This is a genomic window from Pontiella desulfatans, from assembly GCF_900890425.1.
In the GTDB taxonomy this organism is placed as follows: domain Bacteria; phylum Verrucomicrobiota; class Kiritimatiellia; order Kiritimatiellales; family Pontiellaceae; genus Pontiella; species Pontiella desulfatans.
On the sequence record NZ_CAAHFG010000001.1, the window covers coordinates 2552322 to 2576608 of the forward strand.

Consider the following 24287-nt stretch of genomic DNA (forward strand, 5'->3'; position numbering starts at 1 on the left):
AATTCAAAATAAATTTTATCGTCTGCGTCACGTTACTCAGGAATCACATACACACCGCTCACATGGAAATCCCGGAAGCTTTCCAGACGAATGTCGGCACCATTGCAGCGACCGGCAAATCGGGCGTCTTCCAGCTCGACCGAGAAACGCCTCCACTCCCCGCTGCCTTTTATCTCGATTATCCCTGCAGATTTCCAAGGTTTGGAAATCGAATCATATTTGAGTTCGATGGTGCCGGGGCCGTCGTCCAGATAGTTCACCACAATCGTCTGCTTCGGATGCTTCCCTTGACGCAACGCGCTGTCGCGATCCTCCGCGTAGAAATACGCCATCCGCATCACCGTTTCCACATGGTTCACCCGCAGGGCATCACGCCCCTGGATAATCTCCGGCGTCAACAGGCTTTCGTCCGATTTTTTCATGGCGGCACACCGCACGGCACCGGCAGGCAACGGCTCATCGGCCGAACGACGTTCCAGAATAGGTGCGCGAAAAATCGGCATCGGGAAATCGTCCGTACGGAAGGGCGAAGCAGGCAATCCGTCGCTGTTCGCGAGGTTGCACAGCGGAAAATTTTCCCAACCATACCGAACAGCAATCGGCTCGCTGACGGCATCGCTCCAGACCTCCACGGTATCCGCATCCACAATACGCGCCTGCGCCGGAACAAACTTTTCATCCGCACCGCAAATCGTAAAGCCGGCCACTTCACCGGCCTCAACAACGAACGCCTCCGGGTCGGTTCCGGGAGCAAGTTTCGCCTTATTATTCATGGCAACTCGCTCGGGTTTCAATCCGTTCCCGACGTTGGAAAAGCTAACCTGAACGCGCCCTTCGCTGATCCGAAAGTTTCCAACCATTGGAAAACCGGGGGAGTCGATCAGGCTCATGTCACGCAGGGCAATGTCCGCCAACCGTTCACCGACCGGCCGTTTATCCGCAGGATGAATATCAACGTATTCGCCCAGATCCGTAATCACCGCGCGACCGGTATGCGGCATGGAGAGCACGGACTCCTGGGCCTCGCGAATAAACGCCCACGACTCACCCGACTGATCCCATCCCGTGCGGCCATACGGCGCAAGCTGAACAAAGTAAAACCGCATTTCGGACAGACCGAAGGCCTCGCGCCATGAAGAAATCAATCCTTTGAACAGCTGGTCGTAACATACAATGGACGGATGCCCCGCATTGCTTTCGCCCTGATACCAAATGACGCCTTTGATTGGCAAACGGCGCAACGCGTGGATCATTCCATTGTAGTATGCACAAGGCTGATTACGCCCGTCCACGCCCCGGTCTTGCGGCGCCTGAATTGAACCGAAGCCCATCGACTCCAGCTTTTCCGCCGGAATCCAGGGCTGAATCTGCGATCCACCTACCGCACTTTCAATCAACCCGATCGGCACCCCGCTCTCTTGCTGGAGCCGCAGCCCGAAACACGTCCCCACGGCTGAAAAATGAGAAATCGCTTCGCTGTCCGCCTCTTTCCAGGTCGAAAAAACAGGATCACTGCTGACTGTATCTTTCGGACAGGGTTCAGCCTTCATCTCCACAACAAACAGGCGCAGTTTTGAGTTGGATACCCCGGACAATTCTTTTTTCAAAAACGGATAGCTATTGATCGGCGTATCCATATTCGACTGGCCTCCGCACAGCCAAACATCACCGATCAGGACATTGGAAATTTGAGACTTGAGACTTGAGGCTTGAGAAAAAACGGATAGCGGCTGCCCTGTTGCATCGGCCTTCATCGGAGCCAGTTCCACCTGCCATTCGCCATTAGCACCCGCGAGCCCTGATTGCTTTTGGCCGTTGAATTCAACCATTATCTCTTGGCCGGGTGTTGCGGTTCCGAATACAGGAATCGGTTTATTCCGCTGCAGCACCATGTTATCCATGAACAGCGAATCGAGCTTTAGAGCGGAATCGCTGTAGCCCCCTATTGCAGCCAATACAATCGTCCAGATAAAAACGTGTCGTCTCATTAATATTTTTCCTTAATGCTATCCCTTGCTACGGGAACACCGAATTGGAATTCGGTGCTACGCTCTTCCACAACATGGCTGTCGCCTCTGACATCAGCGGTCGATGCGCAGGCGGATAAACTGTTCATCTTCGCCCGCTGGAATGGAGTTCGTGACTGAAACAAAAGCCCCGTCCATGGAGCCGGTCTCGATTGATGAGGGCAACAGCTGAATCCAATTGGTGGAAGTCAGATCACCGGTCGCTTCCAAGCGATAGGATAACGCGGGATCGTTCGTGCGCTGGACATGCACATACTGGAACTGCGATCCCTCATAAGCGAACTCAGGCACGATGCCCCTGCATTCGAAATCAACGGGAATGCCGCCCAATGCGTATTCGCTGAAATTGATCTCCCCGTCACCATCATAGTCGTTTGTCCATGATCCAATGTCCCCATTCCAGCCGGCCGCCCAAAAAGCATAGGCATCCTGCTCGCCAACCAACTCGAGAATGACGACCGTGTCAGGTTCCATACTGAATTCAATGGTGTATTCATCCGAACCGGCATTCGTGACCGTCACTTCCGGCGCAGCGGTCAAATTGAAGTTCGCCTCAGCCAAAGTTTTGTAACTCTTCCCGCTTGTCCAGTTATCGTAGATGTAATTTTTCCCGGGAACCCCAGCCATCTGGTAGAGCTGGCCTACCGGCTTGTGCGGCAGGTCATACGCAGCGTACAGGAACCCTTCCTCATCGTAATCATCCCGGACAATATCGTAGATGGCGGTCGAACGGTTGTATTTGATCCATTGGGCATCCGGGGTTTCCGCCAGGGTACAGAAGGACTTCGGCAGGGTGATGCGGACGGTTTCCGCCGTCTGCTCAGCGCGGTTGGTATTAAAGGCCGAAACCCCCAGCAAGAGGCGTGATCCATCGGGGCTCCGCGATGCAACCGCCTTGCGTACGGTTCCAACGGCAGAGCCGCCGGTTTCCTCAAGAAGTGCAACTTCGCCATTATCAAAAACCTGCTTGAGCATGTGCATCGACCAAAGTTGTCCGGCCATCAGTTTGTGTTGCTCGTCCTTGAACTTTTCCAGTTCGCCACGCCACCACGTGCCCGATTTTTCCACGTTCATAACCGTGAAGTTAAGCAGCGCGTTGAAATGCATCACCGCACCGCGGGCACCTGATTCGTAGCTGGACAACCCGGTCTCATCGGCCGTGGTTCCATATTCATGAACTTCGCGGATGAGGTCTGGGTGATACTCCTCGGATGCCTGGTAGAACCGATTGAGATTGGCGGCCATGATGTCAGGATCCTGCGCGTCCTGAACAAAGTAGAACGAAGCGCTCGCCCAATCAAAGGCCGTGCCGGTCTTACCGGTTTTTGCATTCACTTCATCACGGCAGTGCTGCGCCAATACATCATAATTGACATTGCCAAATGTTCCGCTGAATTTGGCCGCCCCCAGCTCATTGTAGGCCCCAACCTGTGCACCCGGAAGCACACTCTTTACGGCTGCGGCGGTATAGTCGTAGTGATCGAAAAACTGGGCTTCTGTGCCGCTCCAGCGCTGCGGCCAGTCCGACTCTGTTCCAACCCGGAACCGCAGACGGTTGGCCGCCTCTTCGCCCAACAGATTTCGGAGATGCACACAAGCCGCCTGCACGACCACATACCACTCATCAAAACTGGCTTCGGGCGCACGCTGGCCATAGGAACCCCCGTCCGGAACAGTCGGCAGGCACCAATTTACGTTGTCGAGCACGATCATCATGTTGGCGTAACCCTGGTCGATATACGGTTGCAGCCGGGCGGTGATCCGATCCGGACGGCAAACCAGCGTGCCATTTGTGCGGACAACAAAATCCTCATCATACATCGGGTTGCCGTCGCCATCCTGCAGGCCACCGAGCACACGGACAAAAATGATTTCGTCCACCCCCGGAACCTCTTCGGCATACGGTCGTTTTTCAAATGGTAAGGAAAGCGACAGATCGGTCAAGTAATCGGGAATGACCGTAAGGCGCCATCCGTCAGCGGAATTCGGCGCCACCGAGGCCGACACCCGCCAAAACGGCTCACGGCTTCCCAGATAATGAAAGCCGTTCCATCCATCAGTTTCCACAACCGTCAGGCCGGATGAATATGAAACCTGAAGCATGCCGCACTCGGAAGAGAGAGCACCATCGGCAATCCAGGTTGCAACGTCGCTACTGCGGTCACCTTCAAGCTCCAACCGCGAAAGGCTGGACTTAAAAATGATCCCATCATTTCCATCCAAGGGGAGTGCGGAGTAGTCATAGGCCACTCCGCTTTTAATCTGCATAAGCCCACCGCCAAGGTGAATCGCGGTTTCGTTCAGCGTATGACCACGCAAGGTTATTCCACCGGTTGCAACGTACGTCCCGCCGCCATTGATACGAAGCACCTGCCGAACCGGCTCCAGGGAGCCTGCCGTTGCCCCGAATCCGGTAAGCTGGTGCTCCAGCAAACCGTTCACCTCGAGCCGCAGCCCCTGCTGGGTGCCGGAATCAAAGTTGCCGGAACCAATGAGCCGTCCGTCTATGGTAACCAACCCGCCGTCCATCGTTACCGTATCCGTTGATTCCGTCATCAGGACAGCGCCGCGCTCAACCGTGAACCCGTCGGGAAGGTGAAAGGATTCAACCTCCGGCGGCACGGAGACCGCCGTTTCATCTGCATCGGAGTCATAGTGAACCCCCATTGCGCCGACTTCCGAAGAGAGCGCACCATCGGCAATCCACAACGCCACATCGACCTGGCGGTCGCCCTCCAGCACCAATGTGGAACCGGGGCTTTTAAAAATGATGCCGTCGTCGCCATTCATCACCAGATCGGTGTAGGTGTAGCTGACGCCGGCCTCCACAACCATGGTTCCGCCGCACAGCTCAATAGCTGCAGTGTTGTTTGTATGCGAACGCAGCACAATGGCTCCAACCGCGCGGTAGGTTCCACCATCCAGAACCCGCATTCGCTGAACACGGGGCGAGGATCCGGCAACGGTTGCGCCAAAGCCGGACAGTTTGTGCCGGAACAACCCCGTCACATTGATTTCCGTGTTCACCTGCTGGCCGCCATAAAAATTTCCACTGCCGGTCAATTCACCTTCGACGTTTACAATGACCTGTCCACCCACCCCGCTTGTATCCCATCGGTTGCCCCCGAAATCGAGCGTTCCATAGACGTTCAACCGCCCTGATTTCAGATCGGTGGCATTGTTCTGGTTAATCGTCAGCGTACTGCCCCGATCAACCTGCAGCACGGAACCGCCATCCACGTTGAACGCAGCCACAGAAAGGTTGCTGCCGATAATTGCATAGGCTCCGCCGTCGAGCTGGAACTCATCAGCCGCGGCAAAGGCGGATCCGCCCGGCACCCAGTTCATCTGATCAGCAAAGACGGCCGTATTCGCTTCACCGTCCCATGTGTACACAGCAGCACCGGCACTAATTGCCAAGCAAACCAAATATACTGGAATCCAAATCTTCATAAATGCACACGAGCTAAGCAGGGTTAGCCGCTTTTGGGCAGAAAAATGTCAAGGAACCCTATCCGACACAATCGGTGCGGATATGATCAAAAAAAACTATAACCATGGCCGAGGCCAGAAAAGGCACCGGTGAACGGCACCCTTTGCCCGGGGCATCTTTAGACCAGCATAAAGCGGCGAACCGTTAGAATGCCGATCCCTAAAAAAGAGATGAGCCCAATCGTCGCCGGTTCGGGAATCGTGACATAGGTGCGGTTGAGATCGGAATCGTATGAGACCGTCATATCCCCGACGGTGGAGGAAAGTGCGCCGTCAGATATCCATTGGTTCACCAACATCTGCTTGTCGCCATTGACAATAAGCTCGGAAGTCGCATCCGTGAAAATGATTCCGTCATCGCCGCCGTTCAGCGTCAGGTTATTATAAAGGTACCCCTCATAGCCGCTTACCCCCGTATTCATGCCCCCATTGAATCCCATCTTCAGGTCGCCGCCATTCAAATAAACCGCAGCCGAGCCATCCGTTGTGGAAAAGAGGTCGAGTTCGGAAAAAATATTCAGCGTTCCACCGTTGATATTATATCCAAAGTCCCGGGCGAAATTTGAATTTCCCCCCTGGGCAATTTTTAAAACCGTGTTGGCTGACGTATGGTTCACAGTAAGGTTTCCACCTGCGATAAAGTTTCCGGTCGATTGCAGGTTACCGCTCACATTCATCGTGCCGATGGCATCCCAACGATTACCCTGGGCATTGAATGCCCCAAAAATATTGAGGGTTCCTCCGTTAACTTCCTGAGAAGTATCCCCACTCGCAATGGAAAAAGAGTCCCCTGCCGATACCGTTAGCGTTGATCCGCTCTTGACCTCGAAATCGCCGACATTGAAGCTGGCTCCTCCGGTTCTAACCGATGCGTTTCCATCAATAGAAAAAGAATCAGCCGTTGTATAAAGTGAGGTATCGGGATCCCAGTTTGCTGCATTGCCGAACAGATCGGTTACTGCTCCGCCGTCCCATGTATAGGGCGTAGCGTTTACCATACCCACCGCAAAGATGCCAACGATTGTACTTAGACATGTCCATTTTTTCATCTGTTTCTCCTTTTAAAATTTAAGCAGAAGCCGGCCGCCATGACCGGCCTGACCCAACTAATCTTCCAGAATTACCCTGAAGAATTCCTGCAGTTCGTCCGTGCTGTTCGTAACACACATGGTTACGCCCATGCCCACGACATTACTGTAAACCGGCGTCCAGGATCCGTTTACCAGATCAGGGGTTGATTCCACGGCATAAGAAGCCCCATTCGATGCACCCCAGCACAGGACATAGTCGCCGCCCGGCAGGATCCCGAAATCAACATCGCCGATTTCCGTAGGCGCGGTGTAGATTTCGACTACCGTTTCGTCTTCAACCGTGTCATACGAAACCAGCATATCGCCAACTGTAGAAGAGAGAGCTCCGTCGGCAATCCACGTCGCAACCAGAGTCGCATTACTTCCGTTCACATACAGAGTGGAGGCGGTATCCGTAAAGATAATGCCGTCATCCCCGTCATGAAACGTAAGGGCACCATAGTTATATCCCAATCCCCCGCTGTATCCCATGGTCAGATCACCGCCGTTGAGATAGATGGCTGCCGCAGCGTTGGTCACAGAGAGAAGCGTTACGCTATGATGAATATCGAGCGACCCCTCATTGAGGTTATAGACAAACTGTTGCGGAAATGCAGGATTCCCACCACCGGCAGAAGCAATCTTCAACACGGCATCATCCGATGTGTGGTTGACCGTCAGCGTATTTGCAAAAAAGTTTCCCTTCGAAGCAAATTTGCCGTTGATATTCAATACATTGGCACCCTGCCCGAAAATATCCCACTTCAACGTGCCGGAATTCCATTCCCCGTCAATCGTCAGCGTGGATCCGCCCTTTATGACGGTCTCGGCATTCTTGTCGATACTGAGGAAACCACCTTCTGAAACCGCCAGGGATGCACCGTTATCCATGTCGATCTGACCAATAAAGAACGCGTTGCTGCCCGTGGCAACACTCACCCCGGAAGTGATTGCATAATCATCATCAATCAGGAACGCGGCTCCGGCCGGATCCCAGTTATCGGCATCGCCAAAGCTCTGGGCATCACCACCGCCATCCCACGTATAGGAACCGGACAAGGCTTCGAAGGTCGTCACAATCGTATTGGTTCCGTTGTAATTAACATCAAGCGCTCCGACCTGGGTAGAAAGCGCGCCATCGGCAATCCAGGTATTTACTGTGGTGGTCTTGTTGCCTTGAACAATCAGGGTTGAATTCGTGTCTGTGAAAATAATACCATCATCGCCGCCCGTAAAATTCAGGCCGGAATAATTGTAAACATCTCCGATCGATGGACCGTTGAATCCAATCTTCAAATCCCCGCCGCTCAGATAGATGGCTGCAGAACCGCCGGCGGTTGACTGCAGTTTCAACTCCGAGTAGATGTTCAGCGCACCTTCGTTGATCGTGTATTTAAAAATCCGGTTGGCACCGGGACTGCCGGCCGCCGAAAATTTCCAGATCGTATTTGAAGAGCTGTGATTGACCGTCGTATCTCCGGCGGTCGCGAAATGGTTACCCCGCGAAAAAAAGTTGCCGGTCACATTAAAGACATTTGATCCAGACCCAAGATCCCAGCGCTTACCATTCGTATCAAACGTCCCATCCACATTCAGCGTGCCATCCGACATCGATGTCGCAATATTATCATTGATTTTAATCGAACCTCCGGCAGCAATAGTCAGTTCCGCCCCGTTTTCGAGGTCAAACTGGCCAATATCGAAACTGTTCGTTCCCGTTGTCACCGAAACGGCGGTATCGATCAGAAAATCATCGGTAATCCCGTAGGAAGCGCTCGGATTCCAGTTGTCGGTATCACCGAAGCTCGCCCCATCACCGCCGCCATCCCACGTAAACTGAGCCTGAGCCGCTGAAACCACCAATATGAATGTATATATGATCCACTTTTTCATCTGTCTCTCCTTGTATTATTAAGGCACCCATTCAGTGCCAACGTTTGTACAGTATTGCAAAATAATGTCAATCAGTTTCTGCCCGCACCTGTGTAGCGTTATTCAAAATGGCCCCTCAACAACAGGCGATGCCGGTTTACAGCCCCCGCCCCTTCCGGATTTCCGATCTGGTTATGCCAGGCATCGGGGTCTGCTTTCAGGTTGTAAAATTCGGTGAACTCCCCGCCATCCCATTCCAAATAAGTCGCTGTTTCGGTCGTTACGGCTTTGCCTCGACCAAGATGAAGAATGCCCTGGGCATAGGTGGCAGGCCTCCCTCTCTTTGAAGGGTCAACCATCAACGGAACAAAACTAGCTCCATCGAGGCCGCCGGGCGTTGGCAGCCCGGCCATCTCCGTCAAGGTTGGGAAAATATCAAGTAACTCCACGAGGCCCTCAACCCGGATATCCCCACGCTTCATCCGAGGATCCCTGACTATGAGCGGCACACGCAAAACCGCTGGATAGAGTAAATGCTTTGCCCAGCAATCGCGGTATCCCAGGCAATAACCCTGATCTGAAATAAACACCACAATGGTATTGTCGGCGATATCCCGTTCTTCAAGGAAATCCATGGCTCGGCCAACCTGTTCATCCAGGCCCGATACCGCCCCATAATAACCGAGAACAGCTTCCCGTTGCGCAGCCTCAGGAACCTCTACAGACCACCGTCTGAAACTCGCCGGGTACGGCTTCGTCATGGGCGTGGCGCCGGGCGGCGGAACAGAAATCGGCATCTCTTCCGCACAATAGAGATCATAATGACGCCGGTTCGCCTCGTGCGGTTCGTGCGGTGCGTGGAAACCCAAAGCAAAAAAGAACGGCTTCGAACTATCCCATTGCTGATCTACAAATTTCATGAACGCATCGGTACGGCTTTCATCCATGCTGGGCTGGTCATCCCGCCGAATATGGACATCCACCACCTGCCTGCCATCGTCGGAAACCAGCTTCTCCACGACCTTCCCTTCATTCCCGGACGGGAACACTTCGGTCGTATTCATATTCAGATCCCAGTCCAGGGCGCCTTCGAAAGCATCCTTGTGCTGAACCTTTCCAACCTTGGCCGTCTGGTAACCATGCTCGCGGAACCACCGGGGCATGGTCATGGCATCCGGGTTGTCTATGAGGTAATTGTTATTGCCCCACCCAACGGTTCTGACGCCCATACCCGTCAGAAATGATTTCCGGCTCGGTGTACAGACCGTGCCACACGCATAGGCTCGTTCAAACAGTACGCCCTCACGGGCAAGCTGGTCAATTGCGGGAGTAATGGCCACGCGATCGCCGTAGCACCCCAACCGGGTAGATAGGTCGTCCGCAATCAGAAAGAGAATGTTGGGCATATCCGACACAGAAGGCTCAGCAGAGGCCATGACCTGCCCAGCACAGCAAACCATCAAAAAACAGAATGAAAACTGCCTAACCATACCGAACGTCCCAACCTTTTCTGATTTTATGCCAACGTTTGTACTTGAGCGCATACCTCAATGCAACCGCATTATAAAAGAAACTCAAAAACGCCCGTTGAGCACTTGGTACTCCGCGATCGGCAACGCCGCCGGGCAGCCCTGCCTTTCACCTCCATGCGCAGAAATGAGATGGTTCAGCGCCGCATCAGCCATGCCATCATAATCCTGAACCGCAACAATCACCTTTTTGGCGGGAGCCGGCTCCCCCGGCCAGGCGTCAAAGCAGCCCGCAATCAATTCTTTTCCACAGAAAACATCTGCATTCGCAAAAACCAGATCCTGAATGGGGCCCTGCCAGGAAGCCAATACACCAATGCGTTTTTCCCCATGGATCAACTGCCCCCAACCATCGCCCTGCGATGCATCAATATAGCGCACACCGGCGGCTGTAATCGCCTTGGCAGCTCCGTCAAAACGCTGCTGCTCCACCGGATTTTTCTCCCGGTCAAAGGCCAGCACGAACTCGTCGACCCCTTCGTTGAGACAATTTTTCACTAATCCTTCCGAAGCGACCGAGTTTTCAGTAGTAATCACGCAGACATCGAGGGAACCAACGGGCACATCGATAAAGATGATCGGGAAATTCATATCCAACAACCGACGGACTGCAGACACATCCTTAATGTCACGCCGGTTGATTACCGCCCCTGCCGCCAACCCCGACCCCATATTATCAATCAACCGGTTAAAGTCCTCCTGGCGGCCATGATGCACGGCAATAGCCGTGTCGAACCCATTTTTCGCCGCAGTAATACTGGCGCGCTCCGCAATTTTCCAGTCAATCGTCGTTCCCAAGGCAGGGACGACAAACCAGAAAATATGGGAATGCCCCTGCTTCAACAACCGGGCCGCAAGATTCGGCTGGTAGCCCATCTTGCGCGCCACCTCCTGTACCCGCTCGGTGGTTGCCTTACTGATGCGCGGGTCACCCTTGATCGCCCGCGAAACCGTCGAGGCGTCCACCCCGCACATCTGCGCCAAATCCTTCAACTTAACTTTCATACTTAAAATTCCAATCGTTAGCACAAGTTGTAGAATCACTAACAAGGACAAACAACACCATTATGCAATTTTTGCATGAAGCCTGAATAGAGGTCGGCCTGATTTCTTGCGGAACTTCGACTTCTCACCCCTGCTGTTTCTGAAAGCTGCTAACGGGCGACAAAGCCCAACCGGCCGAGGACACCGGCACCGAATATTTTAATGAACCATCCTCCCTATCCAGTGGAGATAATCGATGTCAACCAGGGATTTTTTGGACAGGATAATGGACTTGCCCCTGCATCATTCCCGCATGCTTTCGTACTGCCTGATCTTCAAATATGGGAGAACATGGCCCTGCCACAATACCTGCGGCTACGCCTCGTCCGGCGACTCCAGCAGACCCGCTGCATGCACGGTTAAAACAAGGGAAGCAAGGAGGATGAGCTATAGTTTTTATATGAATAGTACGCAGCCGATGGCAAATCGCTTCACGGTTTTATTCATTTCGACTTCCTTTCTTCAGATGCCTTAAATGCTTTGTGCCCGGTCGAACTTTTACCCAGCACCGGGTGGTAGTCCGCAGGCAGTTGGTTGCGGTGCCACTCAATCACCGCCTTCCGCTCGGGGGCATTCGACTGGTTGTTCCACTCGTGGGGATCCTTCTTCCGATCGTATAGTTCCTCGCTACCGTCGTTGTAGCGGATGTAGCGGAAGCCCTCCGACACGATGGCCACATTGCCGGGGCCGAAGCTGCTACGCGCAACATGCGGCCAGTCGGCAGCCGGGTTGTTCAACAAAGGTTTCAGGGAATGCCCTTCGTGCAATGGGTTTGGGGCCAATCCACCGGCGGCCAGCAGCGTCGGGTAGATGTCCAGCAACTGAACGGGCTTGTCGCACATTGCGCCACTAGCCACGCCGGGGCCCGCCACGATCAGCGGAACGCCCGCCCCATCCTGCCAGATGGTTCGCTTGGCCCAATGCTCCTTTTCTCCTAGGTGGAAGCCGTGGTCGCTGAAAAACACAATCAGGGTATTGTCCGCATACGGGCTTTTTTCCAATGCGTCGAGCACCCGCCCAACCTGCGCATCCATGAACGACACACACGCCAGATAGGTCTGCACCAACGGCTTCCATTGATCGTTTTCCTCGACCCACGCATGGGTCGGCGCAACATGGTTCAGGCTGGTAAGATTAATGGCATATTGCGAAATGTCCTCCAGATCGTCTTCCCGGATTTCCGGGCATTGCAGGTCTTCGAGCGGATAGAGATCGATCCATTTTTGCGGCGTGTATTGCGGGACGTGCGGAGTTACAAAGCCGACCGCCAGGAAAAACGGGCGGTCAAACTCCTGCTTCAGTTGCCCGACCGCCCAGTCCGCGACTTTGTGGTCCGGCATTTGGTCATCGCGTTCAGGAAACGCGCCCCAATCCCAGAGCTTTACCCCCGGGAACGAAGAAAGCTTCTTTTTGGGGAACGGCCCAAACCCGCCGAATGATCCGCCATAGTTCGGCACATACGTTTCATTCTGCTTTCCCCCGTTGTGGAACAGCTTGCCGGCTCCCGACACGAAATAGCCTTCCGTCTCGAAACGCTGCGGCATCATCACTGTTTTTTGGAGCACCGGGGATTCCTTCGGCGGCGGGTTCAGGAAATAGATGCCGGTGGTTTCCGGATAGAGCCCGCTCATCATACTCGCTCGCGACGGATTGCACACCGGCGACTGGCAATGGGCATTGGTAAACAAAACTCCGAGCTTCGCCAGTCGATCCATGTTGGGCGTCTGCGCCTGCGGATGCCCGCCCATGCAGCCGATCCAGTCGTTCAGGTCATCCACCGCAATCAGCAGTACATTGGGTCGGGTTTCTTCGATGGCATGGGCACAGGAGGCCATGCCCCACAGCAACAGTACAACCAGATGAGCCATATTATTTTTCATGCTTTATATCCTATCGTTCATATCCATCTATTTACCACGCACCACAACAAAGCAGGAATCATCCTTCTTCCCTACATCAAAGCCAACCCGGATTCCGCCGCTTTCCTTAGAAACCCGCTGCGGGGTGCTGATCGCGCCCGTAACGGGATTAAACAGCTCAACCCGCTCTCCGGATGCGCGCAGGGTAACTTCACACCTGCCGGTTTCACCGAAATTAGAGAGGAAGAAAACCATGCCATCTTCAAGGCGGCGAGCCGTCCAGCGCAGCGGAAAGCTTGCATTGGAAACCATCGGCGCAACACCGGCATCCTCCAGCATCGAAGCAGAGACCGGTACCGAATCAACCGTTCGGCCGCCTGCCCGCCTCAACTCTTCGAGCCGCGCCAGCACCTGGGGTCGAATATGTTTTACGGTTGGCATCGCCAATACGCGGTAACGGGCGGCAATCCGCTTGGGATCGTCCTCATCAAAAACCACCCACTCGCCATCCACCACCTGCAGCCGCCGTAGAATGACGTCGGAATTGATGTAGTCATAATCATAACCGCCCGGCACCGGGTTGGCGGGGCCGGTCATCTGCGGAGCAAAGTCTCCGATGTATACCGCCACATCAGCAGCCGGATCCCCCTGCTGCAGCATATAGTGGCAGCGTCGCAGATAGGTGATCCAATCCTTGGAATCCTTGAACCAAGGTGTGTTGCGATGGAACGGCGTGCCGAACCATGGATTCTTTCCCGGCTCACCATCGCGGGGCTGATGCACGTAGACATGCAGCACAAAATGGTTGATCCCCTCGCAGAACAGCTCCTCGCCCCGGGCTTTGAACGAAAAGGGCGGATCGGGCATCAGGCGGTTCGTGAAGGCTTCCGCATAGACCCGGCGTTTACCGTAAATGTGCGCCGCAGAGCTGGCCGCCCGGCACTCGATGGTGCCGCGATCCTTCGGGGTCACCCAGAATTCCCCCCCAACTTCATCGGCATGGCCGCCATAGAGCAGGAACTCGGCGGGGAATCCCCAGTGGCCGTAGTTTTCGCACCAAAGCGCCAGCCCATGTTCATGGGCGCAGTCCCGCAGTTCACCAACATAATTCTCCGCAATCATATCGGCGACCGTCCGGCGGAGATCCCAGAGAAAGCGATCCGACAGAGCGGCACTGTCGATCACCGCGCCGGTCATCACCGGCAGCAGCTTGATTGGATCATATCCGTTGCGTTTTTCAAATTCAGCGGCAAACCCATCCGTCCAGTTTTGCGCGCCGACTTCATAACTGTCGATAGTGATCCCTTTGAACGCGGCCTTTTCTTCAGGCCCCATGTTTTTGATGAGCTCGCTGAACATACCGTTGAAGTGATGCCGCACATGGGCTTTGTTCATTTTATCAACTTCGAGTCCCGTAGCTTCCGGCGGGGCGGGATGGTTCTGCTTGCCCGTGGTCTCCATGCCGAAATAGATGATGTTCCAGTTTCCTGCCGGCAGCTTGCAGCTCAGCATTCCATCTTCTTGAAGCTGATCAGTCAGATTGATGATCTGACATTGTTGAACCAACACCGACTGGTCCGAGGGCTCGACGGTATCTGTAAAAACATAGGATTCCCACGTTGGAGCCGGCGTGGGGTGCATACGCCCCATCTGCTTATTCGCAACCTGGGCAACGGTAGGTACAGAAGTCAGCACCACCTTTGCAGGCCCCGCCCCGGAACCTTTCTTCTTCGTTTTCTTTTTAGGCGACTTCTGAAGGATGAATTCAAAGGTTCGGGCTGCGGTGTCCGCAAAGCTGAACGTTTGATCTGCATCGGCCAAAAAATCGGTTTTCGAATTCCCCTTCTCAGCATGGATATCTGCGATCCATTTGCGTTCTCCGTCGATCAACGCAAAGAGCTTTCCTTGCAGATCGCCATTTACCCGTAGCGCACGCGCCGTGAAGGGCTCATGGTGGGTAAAAAACAACTTTCCCTCCAGCATTTCGCCTTCGAGCGAAACCCCATCCAAATTCGGCATCGCCAACACCGCAATATCCTGGCCGGCGTCCATTCCTTTCGGGCGGATATTTTTGGAAAACGCGCCGCCTTTGGCAACAAGCTCATGCCAGGTTACGCGCCGCATCGACTGCTCCGGTTTGATCCAGGGGCCGCCGGACTGGCTCCAGCCCGGGCCGTTGAACATATACAGGTCAACGCCCACCCGCTTGGCTTCGGAGAATGCATGGCGGGTGGTTTCCATCCAATCCGGCGACAGCATTTTCAGCGGGCCCGTTTTTTTATTCAGCGTAACGTTGCCGATCATCACCCGACTGATCCCCACCTCGGCCATCGCTTCCAGATCCTTGGTGATACCCTCTTTCGTTACATCGCCATCGATCCAGTACCAGTAGCACCATGGCTTGGTGGACTCCGGCGGATTCCGAAAAGATTGATCCAGCGTCTGCGCATTAACGTTGGAAAGAAGAAACGCTAGAACCATGCATATATATTTAGTCATGTTGAACTCGGGACTTTCAGGTGATCGATTATTTACTCTATTACTAGACGCACCGGGCCCAGCAGGCCGGAGGGCTGCAACGTTGAGTCTTTCTTGTAGTGCCGAGCGGTGGTGAAGGTGTAACGGCCGGATGGCCTTTCCTCGCCGTTAAGGAACCATTCCGGCCAGCCCGTCAGGGTTTCCCAATCTTTCCATTCCGAATCCAATGGGAGTTGCTCGTCGCCGATCATCCGGTTGGCCCAGGTGTTGACCACATGGATTTCCAATTGATTTTTTCCGGGTTTGAGCGCATCCGCGGCCTTTATTCGATACGGCGGCTTCCAGACCATGCCGAGATCGTTGCCGTTCAGGATAACGCGGGCCATGACTTCGACGCGACCGAGGTCGATCGAAGCTGCTCCAATCGACTCTTCATCGAGCTGGAAGGAGGTGCGATAGACGGCGGTTCCCGAATAATAGCGCACGAGCGGATCTTCGCTTTCTGTCCAGCTCTCCAGTGATGAAAGGTCGATGGTTTTATCCGTGCCCCAATCCGGGTCGAACGTCAGCTGCCAGGGGCCTTTGATTTCCTGAACCGTTCGATAGTCCGGGAAAGGATCGGCTTCCGGCGCTGACACGGCATCCTTGAAAACAACAAACCAGCTCTGCGCCGGATCAAATTCAATCGTCGCCCGCACACGCCGGTCTGCCAGACGCTCGAAGGGCAGCTTGAACCGCTCGCCCGTTTCCGGATTCCACAGCTCCGGCACCCGCTCTGCAATACGGAAGAGACAGGCCTTGCGAATGGATTCATAGGAGGTGTTGGCCACAAAATAGATGTCGGCATCGGCGGTGCGGCGATGGAGCCAGCGAATGGAACCGCCCGTAAAATCGGGTAGGATCTGCTCAGAGGCAAAGACCTTGCTCCAGTCGCCTTTCGGTAGCACCGGCCATTGGGCCGCCAGCCGTTGCACCTCGATATTTGAGTCAGGAAATCCGGCCAACCCCGGCGTGCCTTCAACTTTTGAGCGGGTGTATATCGTTGCCCCGGCCTGGCGCAACGCCTCGATCTTTTTCGCGGTAGAAAGGGTCAGTTTTTCGGGCTGTATTTCCAGATAGCGGTAGTGCACCCCCGTTGGCAAAACAAGATCACCGTCTTCCACCGACATCCGCTGAATGATCTCCGGCGTGCACAAATCAAAGTCATAACCAGGCGGCAAAGAAAACTGGGTGTTTCTCAGATAGAGCGGTGCGCCCTCGTTATAGAGGACGGCGACATCCGCCACCCGCCGACCCGCCTGCAGCAGGGTTTGGCAACGGGCCAGATAGGTCATGTAGGGCTTGCTGAAATCCCACCACGTTTGGTGGCGGTGAAAATGCTGCCCCCATTTGCGGTGGGTGATGCCCGGTTTCATCTGGTCGTAGGGTTGATGAGCCGAAAGATGAAAAATGATATGGCTGACGCCCTCGCTGAAGGCATGGTCGCCCATGCCTTTAATCAAATATGGATGGTCGCTCCAGCCGCGTTGCCCGGTAAAGGCCTCGGCACCGACCCGCGGTTTTCCATAGGTATTGGCAATGGAGGAAAAACCTTTCATGGTGAGGTTCCAGTTGTTTTCATTCAGCTGCGCCGGTTGCCCCGGAACCTCAGGAACCTTCTTGTCATTCGACCAGAATTCACCGACCGGAAAGGCGCCCCGGCCCGCCCAAACCAGACTGTCGGCACACATGCTTCCATAGGGTTCGAAAAAGAGCTTCGTTCCATAGGGCTTCAACCGTTCTTCGAGCTGATCGAGATAATTCACCAGCATGGTTTCGCCGATGGTCTGCCTGAAATCCCAGAGGAAACGTTCGCTTTGGTCGGCGTCCACCACCACCCGTCCCGCCAGAACAGGAAGCCAGGGGCGCAGGTCATAACCGCGTCGCTTGCGGAATTCTTCGTCAAAGTCCTTCGTCCAGTTCTGGCTGTGCGCTTCCCAGCTATCAATGAAAATATAGTCGATGAGGTTATCCGCTTTTGCTGCATCAAGCACCGGCTTGAGGCGATGGTCAAAATGCGCATCAATGCCCCGGGGATGCAGGCGGTCGCATTCCAACCCAACCTCCGGGGCAGGACAAGGCCGGGTGCATTTGAAGGTGCTTCCATAACCGAGCCGCACGACCGTCCAGTTGCCCATGGGCGCATCCCATTCCAACTCGCCGTTTTCGTTCACGTTGTCGGTCAGGTCGATAATCTCATCCCCCGCCAAAGCGGTAAGCTTTTTGTCCAGCGGCTTTTTCGGAGGCGTCCACGACATCCCGTCATACTGTTCCAACTGCTTTATGTTCGCTGTGTTTTCGGCAGGAACAGCAAAGATGGCGATATCCCGATAGGAATCCGTTTCCGACAACGCATCGAGCACCTTGGGATTGAACCCATCGCCGGGACGAAACCACGCTTTCTTCAGCTCTTGCTTTTTCGTCGCCTCGAGGTTGGGACGCGGCAGTTTAACGTTGACCCTCTGGCCACCGTTGACCGGCATCTCCGAACGATACAGCTGCTGCATCGATAGATCGGGCGTGATGTGCGGGCCGCCGCTGCCGTAGCCAAAATCAACGACCAACGAGAAATCGATTCCAAGCCGCCGTGCTTCTTGTGCTGCCCACTTGATCATCGGCACCTGGCTTTGCTGATCAAATTTGAGCGGCCCCGGTGGCGCCCACTTGGGCCCGCTCAACTGGAAGGTGATCACCCCGCCTATGCCCACATCCTTCATGGCTTCCAGATCTTTCGTGATGCCATCGCGGGTTACGTTCCCGTTAGTCCAGTGCCAGAACACCCACGGGCGCATCGCGTCGGGCGGCTCCCGGAAGGACTCACTCAATGTCTGTGCATTCGCACTGACTACCGATAAGGCTAAAATATAAAACAGTGCTTTAAACATTCCCATCCAGTCCTTGGCTCAATGCTTTGTTATTCCAACATTTTTATTAATCATCCCATTTCGAAACAATGGTATAGGTGCCGGGTTCAACATTGAAGACAAACCGACCCTGCTCTTGCCTGATAAATGTTACATACGCGTTTTTTGCCACCGCCTTGCCGTTTACCATGACGGAAGCACTCGAAGTGGCCGGAACATAAACGGTGCCTGTGCTGTTGGGCGGAACAGTAACCTTCATGGTGAAGGAGCCCTCCTCCCGTTTCCAGTTGCTGACGATCCGGCCATACGGAGAGTCATGATACGCCTTCACCCAGATGACGTCACCGACGATCTCCGGTTTGACAATAAATTTTTTAAAGCCCGGCCCCGCCGGGTCGGCCTGGATTCCGCCAAGCCCCTGATAAAGCCAGTTGTTGGCCGATGGGAAACAGGAATGGATATGCGACCAGTGCCCGTTCCATTGCTCCCATACCGTCGTGGCGCCCTGCTCCAGCATGTAGCCCCAGCCGGGATAGGTTGTTTGGTTGAAGATGGTAAAGAGCAGGTCGCTCCGGCCGATTTCACGCAGGTATTCCAGCAGGAAGTAGGTGCCCAGCAGGCCGGTATCCAGATGGCCGTCCCGGGTAACCAGGATGTTTTTCTCCAGATCCTTGAGTACCTTTGACCTCAGGGCTTCGGGAACGACGCCGGTCATCAGCGGCAGGATGTAGTAAGCCTGCTGGTCGTAGACATAGGTTCCCGAGTCGGCATCGTAGAATTGCTTGTGGATGATCGGACGGATTTTTTCGATCACCTTTTGGTATTTAGCGACTTCGGCATCTTTGCCCAAGGCGTGGGCCATCTTCATGTAGAGCTGCAGGTGGTAGATCCGGTAGCAGTTGTTGAAGATTTCCCGGGCCTCATGGCTGGGCATGTTTTTGGAGTCCATCCCCCGGCCGGGAGCAACCCAGTCTCCGATAAAACTGAACCTTCCCGTCTTTCCGGTAAGGATATCCCCATTGTTCCGGCTGACCTCCTCCATATATTCAACATATTTACGGACGGTATCGTAGTTTTCCTCCAATACCCTTCTGTCGCCGTAATAGAGATAATGGCGCCAGGTCACCGCCGCCACAAAGCCGCCCCACGCCGGCCCACCACCGCCAAATCCCTGCGGCGCAGTATTGGGTAGGCTGCCGTCCGCTTTTTGAACATGCTTCCAGTCCGTCAGCCATTTACGGAAAAAGCCGTCGGCCCTGAACCCGGTCATAACTCCCTCGACCGGCGTCTGGCCATCGCCGCCGTAACCCTTGCGCTCGCGGTGCGGACAATCCACAGACTGACCGCCGAGGTTCAGGCAGCGCAGCGTCCATTCGTTTAGGTCGAAGATCCGGTTCAGGAGCTCATTGGAACACTCGAAAGCCCCAACCGGTTCCAGATCGGATTCAACCAACATGGCCGTGGCATCCGAAACCTTCGGTGCTGCGGGAAGCCCCTCAACAACCACATAACGGAAAGCGGCGTAGTTAAACCGGTGTTGGAAGACTTCATCGGACTGGCCGGCGGAGATAAACCGACTGACCTGCCCGAAGGTCTGGTACCAGCCCGAGACGCCGAGCTTCTCCATCTTACTATCTTGGTCGGGGGATTTGTTATCGGCAAAGGTCATGGTCACCGTCGTCCCCGGTTGGAGCCGAGGCATCTTCAAGCGGCACCACCCCGTCAGTGCGGTACCGAAATCGATCTCATAGAGCCCCTTGCCGATGGCCTTAACGGAGACGGCGGGAATGACTTTTCCGATGCGGTTCAGGGGACAGGATTGGTTTTCGCTTTTGCCCATATCGCCCTTATCCACCACCGCCGGACTCCATCCTTTTGAGGTGCTGCCGGGCAAACTCCAGTCGGGCACGAGTTCGCGGGCGTCCACGAGTTCTCCACCAAAGCTGCCGCTTTTGGTGGTGTAGCGTCCGCTGTTGCGGGTTTCCCACGATTCATCGGTACTGAGGGCGAAGGGCTTGCCATTGACCACCGCGGCGAGCTGGGCACGCACCTTAACCTCATTAGAGAACGGCCCGTCCCAATGCCCCACCCATAACCCGATGCAGTTGTTTCCCTTCTTCAGATAGGGCTGTATATCGTAGGTGACAGAGAAGCTTCGTTTCTTTACGGCAGCAATAGCCGGGGTCAGGACATCCTGCCCAACCTTTTCCCCATTAACGAACAGCTCAAAAAACGCTGCCGCATTGACCGTGATCCGCGCTGAATCCGGAACGCCATTCAACACGAATGCCTTCCGGAAATGCGGAGCAGCTTTGCCCTTCCGGGATTGTTCATCGAAAGCAACGACATCCTTGGAATTGACCGTCAGCTTATGTTTTGTCCCCTTCAGTTCATACTCCACATTCAGCACATAATTGTTAGCCTTTTTGCCCCCGCCGAACGTCTTGGAGCTGACGGTGATCGGCTTGTTTTGCTCAAGCAGGGCCTCCAGCAACTCCTTCACATCGATCGTCTCTTTGCCTTTGGAATCGCCGTAGGTGGCAGAGATAATCTTAAGGCCGTCGAGTTTGGGGTGCGGCGCTTTAATCCATTTGGCCGTCCAATCGCCTGGATTGAGCATGCCCATCACCCATTTCGATGGAGCACTCCACTCGCTTTGCGATCCGTCCTTGTCCCAAACCCGGACTTTCCAGTGGCACTCCATGCCGCTCTGTAGCTCGGAGCCTGAATACGGGATATGAAGAGTCTGTCCGGAGCTCACCTTGCCCGAGTCCCACAGGTCACCCTCGTCCCCTTTCAGCTTTTCCAGAGAGCTCGCAACCACGATTTGATAGGCCGTCTGCTTCTGCCCCATCCCATCCGACTCGATCCGCCAGCCCAGTCCGGGATGGGCAACATCAACCCCTAGGGGATCAACCGCATATTCGCAGCGCAAGTCCGCAACCTGAACCTGCCCGAATGCGCAGACCTGTATTATAAAAACCAGAACTGAAAGCCTGATTAGGCTGGATAACCTTAAATTCATTTACTTCTCCGCTGTTTGACGTTTCCTTCCGCCTCTTCGCCATCAAAGAATCCGGCTTCAAATCGGTATTCTCCACTGCCCACATGAACAATGACAAAATAGTCTTCTTCGTTGGCTCCCGTAATCCCGGGAACTCCATCCACGTAAACACCGTTCTTCCAGCAAACGCCCAGCCCTTCATGGATCGCCCATTTGCGGTTTGCACATTCCGGTTTCGGGAGGTAAATATCGGCCGTCGTATTGCCGGGCACCGTCACGTTTAAGGTAAAGCGGCCGTCCTTCTCTTTTTTCCAGGCCGTGCGGATGGTTCCGTACATTGAAAACGCACTGCCCTGAGCCCAGTCCAAATCGCCGAACACGCCGGGCTTTACCTTAAAATGTTTAAACCCGACTGCGGACGCATCCGTCTGAATGCCGAGCGCGCCTTTCTGGAAAAACGCGGCGATCCCTGTATAGCAGGTATGGATTTTACTCGCCTTGTCGCTGCTCCAGTATTCCGGCCAGGTCGTCTCGCCCCGGCTCAGGAAGTATCCGTAAGAGGGATGTGTTGTTTTGTTCAGATGCGTGTAAACGATATCGCTCCGCTGCGCTTCCTCGATCAGGAATTTCAAGAGAACCGGAAGGCCGGAACTGCCCATATCCAGATACGGCGTGGTTTCGAGAATCTCCTTTTCAAAAACCTTCATGACCGCCGCGCGTTTTTCAGGCGGCGTAACACCGGACAACAGCGGCAGAGCCTGATGCGTCTGAATCGTGTTGATGTAATGGTTTTGCTCTTCGTCGAAAAATGCCTGATGCACATGCGTTCGCAACGCGCTCAGCCGCGCCGCGTATTCTTCGGCATCGGCCCTGTTCCCAACGGCGTCGGCCATCTCCACAAACATATCGAGAATCATGGCGTAGACACAGTTGTTGAACAGCACCGCTTCCTGAGTTTTCCCGTTGTTCTTGCGCCCGTTGGGGGCACTCCATTCGCCGAGAAAACGGTTGCCACCGTCGTAGACAGCCAGAATGCCTTCAGAAAGGTTCCCGTTCAGGAAATCGAGCCACTTTTTCATCGTCGGATAGGATTTTTCAATGATGCCTTTGTCGCCATACGCCCGGTACAGCTCATAGGTGAGAGTCACCGGCGCGCTGCTCCACAGCGGGCCGCCCCAGGTTTTATTCGGCGTCGGAGCCACAAAATAGATATTGCCGTCGGGGTGCTGCACATCCATCCATCCCTGAATCATTTTTGTATAGTAGGAGCCGGCCTCATAGTTGGGCAGTCCGATCCCCCAGCAGGTGGCAAACGCCACCTCTCCGTACCCGAGCCGCTCGCGGTGCGGGCAATCCATTGTCACGCCGTTCAACGTGTTCGCCCGGAAGGTCCATAGATCCGTTTCGTAGATTTTGTTCAGCAGCTCATTGGACGACTCAAACGCGCCGCGTTGCTTGAAGTCATTACTGACCGCAAACGCCTTGAGCTCCGGTTTTGCCGTCACCCTGCTGATTTCGATCTCGCAGCCGGCCATATAATTAAAGCGGTTGCGAAAAACGCCCTCGCCCTTCTCATCAAAAGTAAAATAACCCGTCTGTCCGAATTCGCCGTATTCGCCATTGGGATCATCCTTCCGGTCATCCTTGATTTTGATGACGGCGTCGGTATTCGGTTCGCCCTTGAGCGCAACCTCAATGAAGCCGGTGAAGTTTTTGGCCAGACTGATCTGATAGGAATCACCAACCTTTTCGACCGCTGTGACCGGAATGGTTTCAATCATCCGATCCGGATTAATCATCTCAGCGACCAGCGTTGTGTCAAAGTCTGACTCCGCAGCATGGCTCCATGAACCGTCGTCGTATCCAACCACATTCCAATCCGGCTCCAAACGGTTGGCCACAACCTTATCGCCCCCCGCATGTCGATGGCCCCAGCCGCCGACATGCTCACTGGAGCTCAGCTTCCACTTCCAGCTTGCATCAGAAGGAATCGAAACCGTTTTGCCTTTGGACTCGATATTGATCTGGGCCCGGATGCCCCGGAACCCTTTTTTATAACTCCCGAAGGTCGTCCAGCCCGGCCCGTACCAGACGGCAATGACATTCTCCCCTTTCTCTAAGAATTCCGAAATGTCGTAGGTTACGTAGTGAATCCGCTTATCCAGCGAGGTTAAAGTAGGTGCCATCAACCGGTCATCTACCTTCTTTCCATTGACGTACAGCTCATGGAATCCGCGTGATGCCACATACGCAAACGCGGCATCGGCATCGCGGTCCAGAACCACCTTTTTCCGATACCAAACATGCGCGGTGGCCGGAGCGCCTGCGGCGTGGATCCACGGCCCCTTCCAGGCCGACGGTTCCAGCAGTCCCATCGTCCAGGTCGCCTGCTCACTGATTCCGTGCGACGCGCCGTCTTTGCCAAAGGTTTCCACCGTCCAGTAGCAGCGCTGCCCGGACGTTAAGGGTTTTCCCCGGTATTTTACATGAATTGATTCGTCGGATTCCACCTTGCCGCTGTCCCACAAGTCGCCCTTGCCGTCCGGTGTGCTGGAAACATTGATTTGATAGGCCGTCTGCATGTCTCCTCGCACCATACTGGGCACCACCCAGCTTAAACGGGGTTCGCGGACGTCAATTCCCAGCGGGTTCTCCAGGTATTCGCAGCGAAGCGCCGAGGGTTGCGCATAAACCGACATTCCGCCGGTCAGTAAAAGCAGGATCCATTTCCAGCCCTCAATAGGCCAAAAAAGATGTGATAATTTCTTTCTCATTGCATTTATCTCCCTGTCTGTAAGGTGTTTAAGTGGTTAAAATGATCGCCCGAACTCCTGACGCTTTCTTCGAATGGCATCAAGTGGAATCTTGGGTGATGTTGTTGTTCCGCCGAGGATATCAGGTAGGTCAAATTGGAAACTCATGCGAACCTCCCGGGAGCGCCGACGTCCCCGTCGGCTTCTTCATGACGTGTGCCGACAAGGACGTCGGCGCTCCCAGCACTCGACCAAC

General features: G+C 54.6%; 11 protein-coding genes. All 11 read right to left on the reverse strand.

What is annotated here, in order from left to right; translation table 11 throughout:
* Positions 1-32: 32 nt before the first annotated feature.
* Complete coding sequence (locus E9954_RS09025) at positions 33-1988, reverse strand: sialate O-acetylesterase (protein WP_136078855.1); 1956 nt, start codon at positions 1986-1988, stop codon at positions 33-35.
* A 93-nt stretch (positions 1989-2081) separates the two neighbouring features.
* Complete coding sequence (locus E9954_RS09030; RefSeq protein ID WP_136078856.1) at positions 2082-5423, reverse strand: hypothetical protein; 3342 nt, start codon at positions 5421-5423, stop codon at positions 2082-2084.
* Positions 5424-5638: 215 nt separating this feature from the next.
* Positions 5639-6568 carry a PEP-CTERM sorting domain-containing protein gene (locus tag E9954_RS09035; RefSeq protein ID WP_136078857.1) on the reverse strand — a complete coding sequence of 310 codons (930 nt, stop codon included), beginning with the start codon at positions 6566-6568 and terminating at the stop codon, positions 5639-5641.
* Positions 6569-6625: 57 nt separating this feature from the next.
* Entirely contained in the window at positions 6626-8482 is a 1857-nt protein-coding gene (locus E9954_RS09040) for an autotransporter outer membrane beta-barrel domain-containing protein (protein WP_136078858.1), read from the reverse strand.
* 98 nt (positions 8483-8580) lie between these two features.
* Positions 8581-9897, reverse strand: a complete 1317-nt coding sequence (locus E9954_RS09045) for a sulfatase-like hydrolase/transferase (RefSeq protein ID WP_168442109.1) — start codon at positions 9895-9897, stop codon at positions 8581-8583.
* A gap of 138 nt (positions 9898-10035) precedes the next feature.
* A complete protein-coding gene (locus E9954_RS09050; protein WP_136078860.1) occupies positions 10036-10995 on the reverse strand; it encodes a LacI family DNA-binding transcriptional regulator in 960 nt (319 codons plus the stop codon).
* 482 nt (positions 10996-11477) lie between these two features.
* Complete coding sequence (locus tag E9954_RS09055) at positions 11478-12914, reverse strand: sulfatase (RefSeq protein ID WP_222847119.1); 1437 nt, start codon at positions 12912-12914, stop codon at positions 11478-11480.
* Positions 12915-12941: 27 nt separating this feature from the next.
* Positions 12942-15392, reverse strand: coding sequence for a glycosyl hydrolase (locus tag E9954_RS09060; RefSeq protein ID WP_136078861.1), 2451 nt, complete (start codon positions 15390-15392; stop codon positions 12942-12944).
* A 32-nt stretch (positions 15393-15424) separates the two neighbouring features.
* Positions 15425-18295, reverse strand: coding sequence for a glycosyl hydrolase (locus E9954_RS09065; protein ID WP_168442110.1), 2871 nt, complete (start codon positions 18293-18295; stop codon positions 15425-15427).
* A 46-nt stretch (positions 18296-18341) separates the two neighbouring features.
* A complete protein-coding gene (locus tag E9954_RS09070) occupies positions 18342-21299 on the reverse strand; it encodes a family 78 glycoside hydrolase catalytic domain (protein WP_136078863.1) in 2958 nt (985 codons plus the stop codon).
* Entirely contained in the window at positions 21296-24052 is a 2757-nt protein-coding gene (locus tag E9954_RS09075) for an alpha-L-rhamnosidase-related protein (protein ID WP_136078864.1), read from the reverse strand. Before E9954_RS09075 ends, E9954_RS09070 begins: the two co-directional genes overlap by 4 nt.
* Positions 24053-24287 lie beyond the last annotated feature (235 nt).

What these genes read in the sequence shown, in the direction of transcription:
- E9954_RS09025 (WP_136078855.1), bottom strand. Translation starts at nt 1,988, where the DNA reads ATGAGACGACACGTTTTTATCTGGACGATTGTATTGGCTGCAATAGGG.
- E9954_RS09035 (WP_136078857.1), bottom strand. Translation starts at nt 6,568, where the DNA reads ATGAAAAAATGGACATGTCTAAGTACAATCGTTGGCATCTTTGCGGTG.
- E9954_RS09040 (WP_136078858.1), bottom strand. Translation starts at nt 8,482, where the DNA reads ATGAAAAAGTGGATCATATATACATTCATATTGGTGGTTTCAGCGGCT.
- E9954_RS09045 (WP_168442109.1), bottom strand. Translation starts at nt 9,897, where the DNA reads ATGGCCTCTGCTGAGCCTTCTGTGTCGGATATGCCCAACATTCTCTTT.
- E9954_RS09050 (WP_136078860.1), bottom strand. Translation starts at nt 10,995, where the DNA reads ATGAAAGTTAAGTTGAAGGATTTGGCGCAGATGTGCGGGGTGGACGCC.
- E9954_RS09055 (WP_222847119.1), bottom strand. Translation starts at nt 12,914, where the DNA reads ATGAAAAATAATATGGCTCATCTGGTTGTACTGTTGCTGTGGGGCATG.
- E9954_RS09060 (WP_136078861.1), bottom strand. Translation starts at nt 15,392, where the DNA reads ATGACTAAATATATATGCATGGTTCTAGCGTTTCTTCTTTCCAACGTT.
- E9954_RS09065 (WP_168442110.1), bottom strand. Translation starts at nt 18,295, where the DNA reads ATGTTTAAAGCACTGTTTTATATTTTAGCCTTATCGGTAGTCAGTGCG.
- E9954_RS09070 (WP_136078863.1), bottom strand. Translation starts at nt 21,299, where the DNA reads ATGAATTTAAGGTTATCCAGCCTAATCAGGCTTTCAGTTCTGGTTTTT.
- E9954_RS09075 (WP_136078864.1), bottom strand. Translation starts at nt 24,052, where the DNA reads ATGAGAAAGAAATTATCACATCTTTTTTGGCCTATTGAGGGCTGGAAA.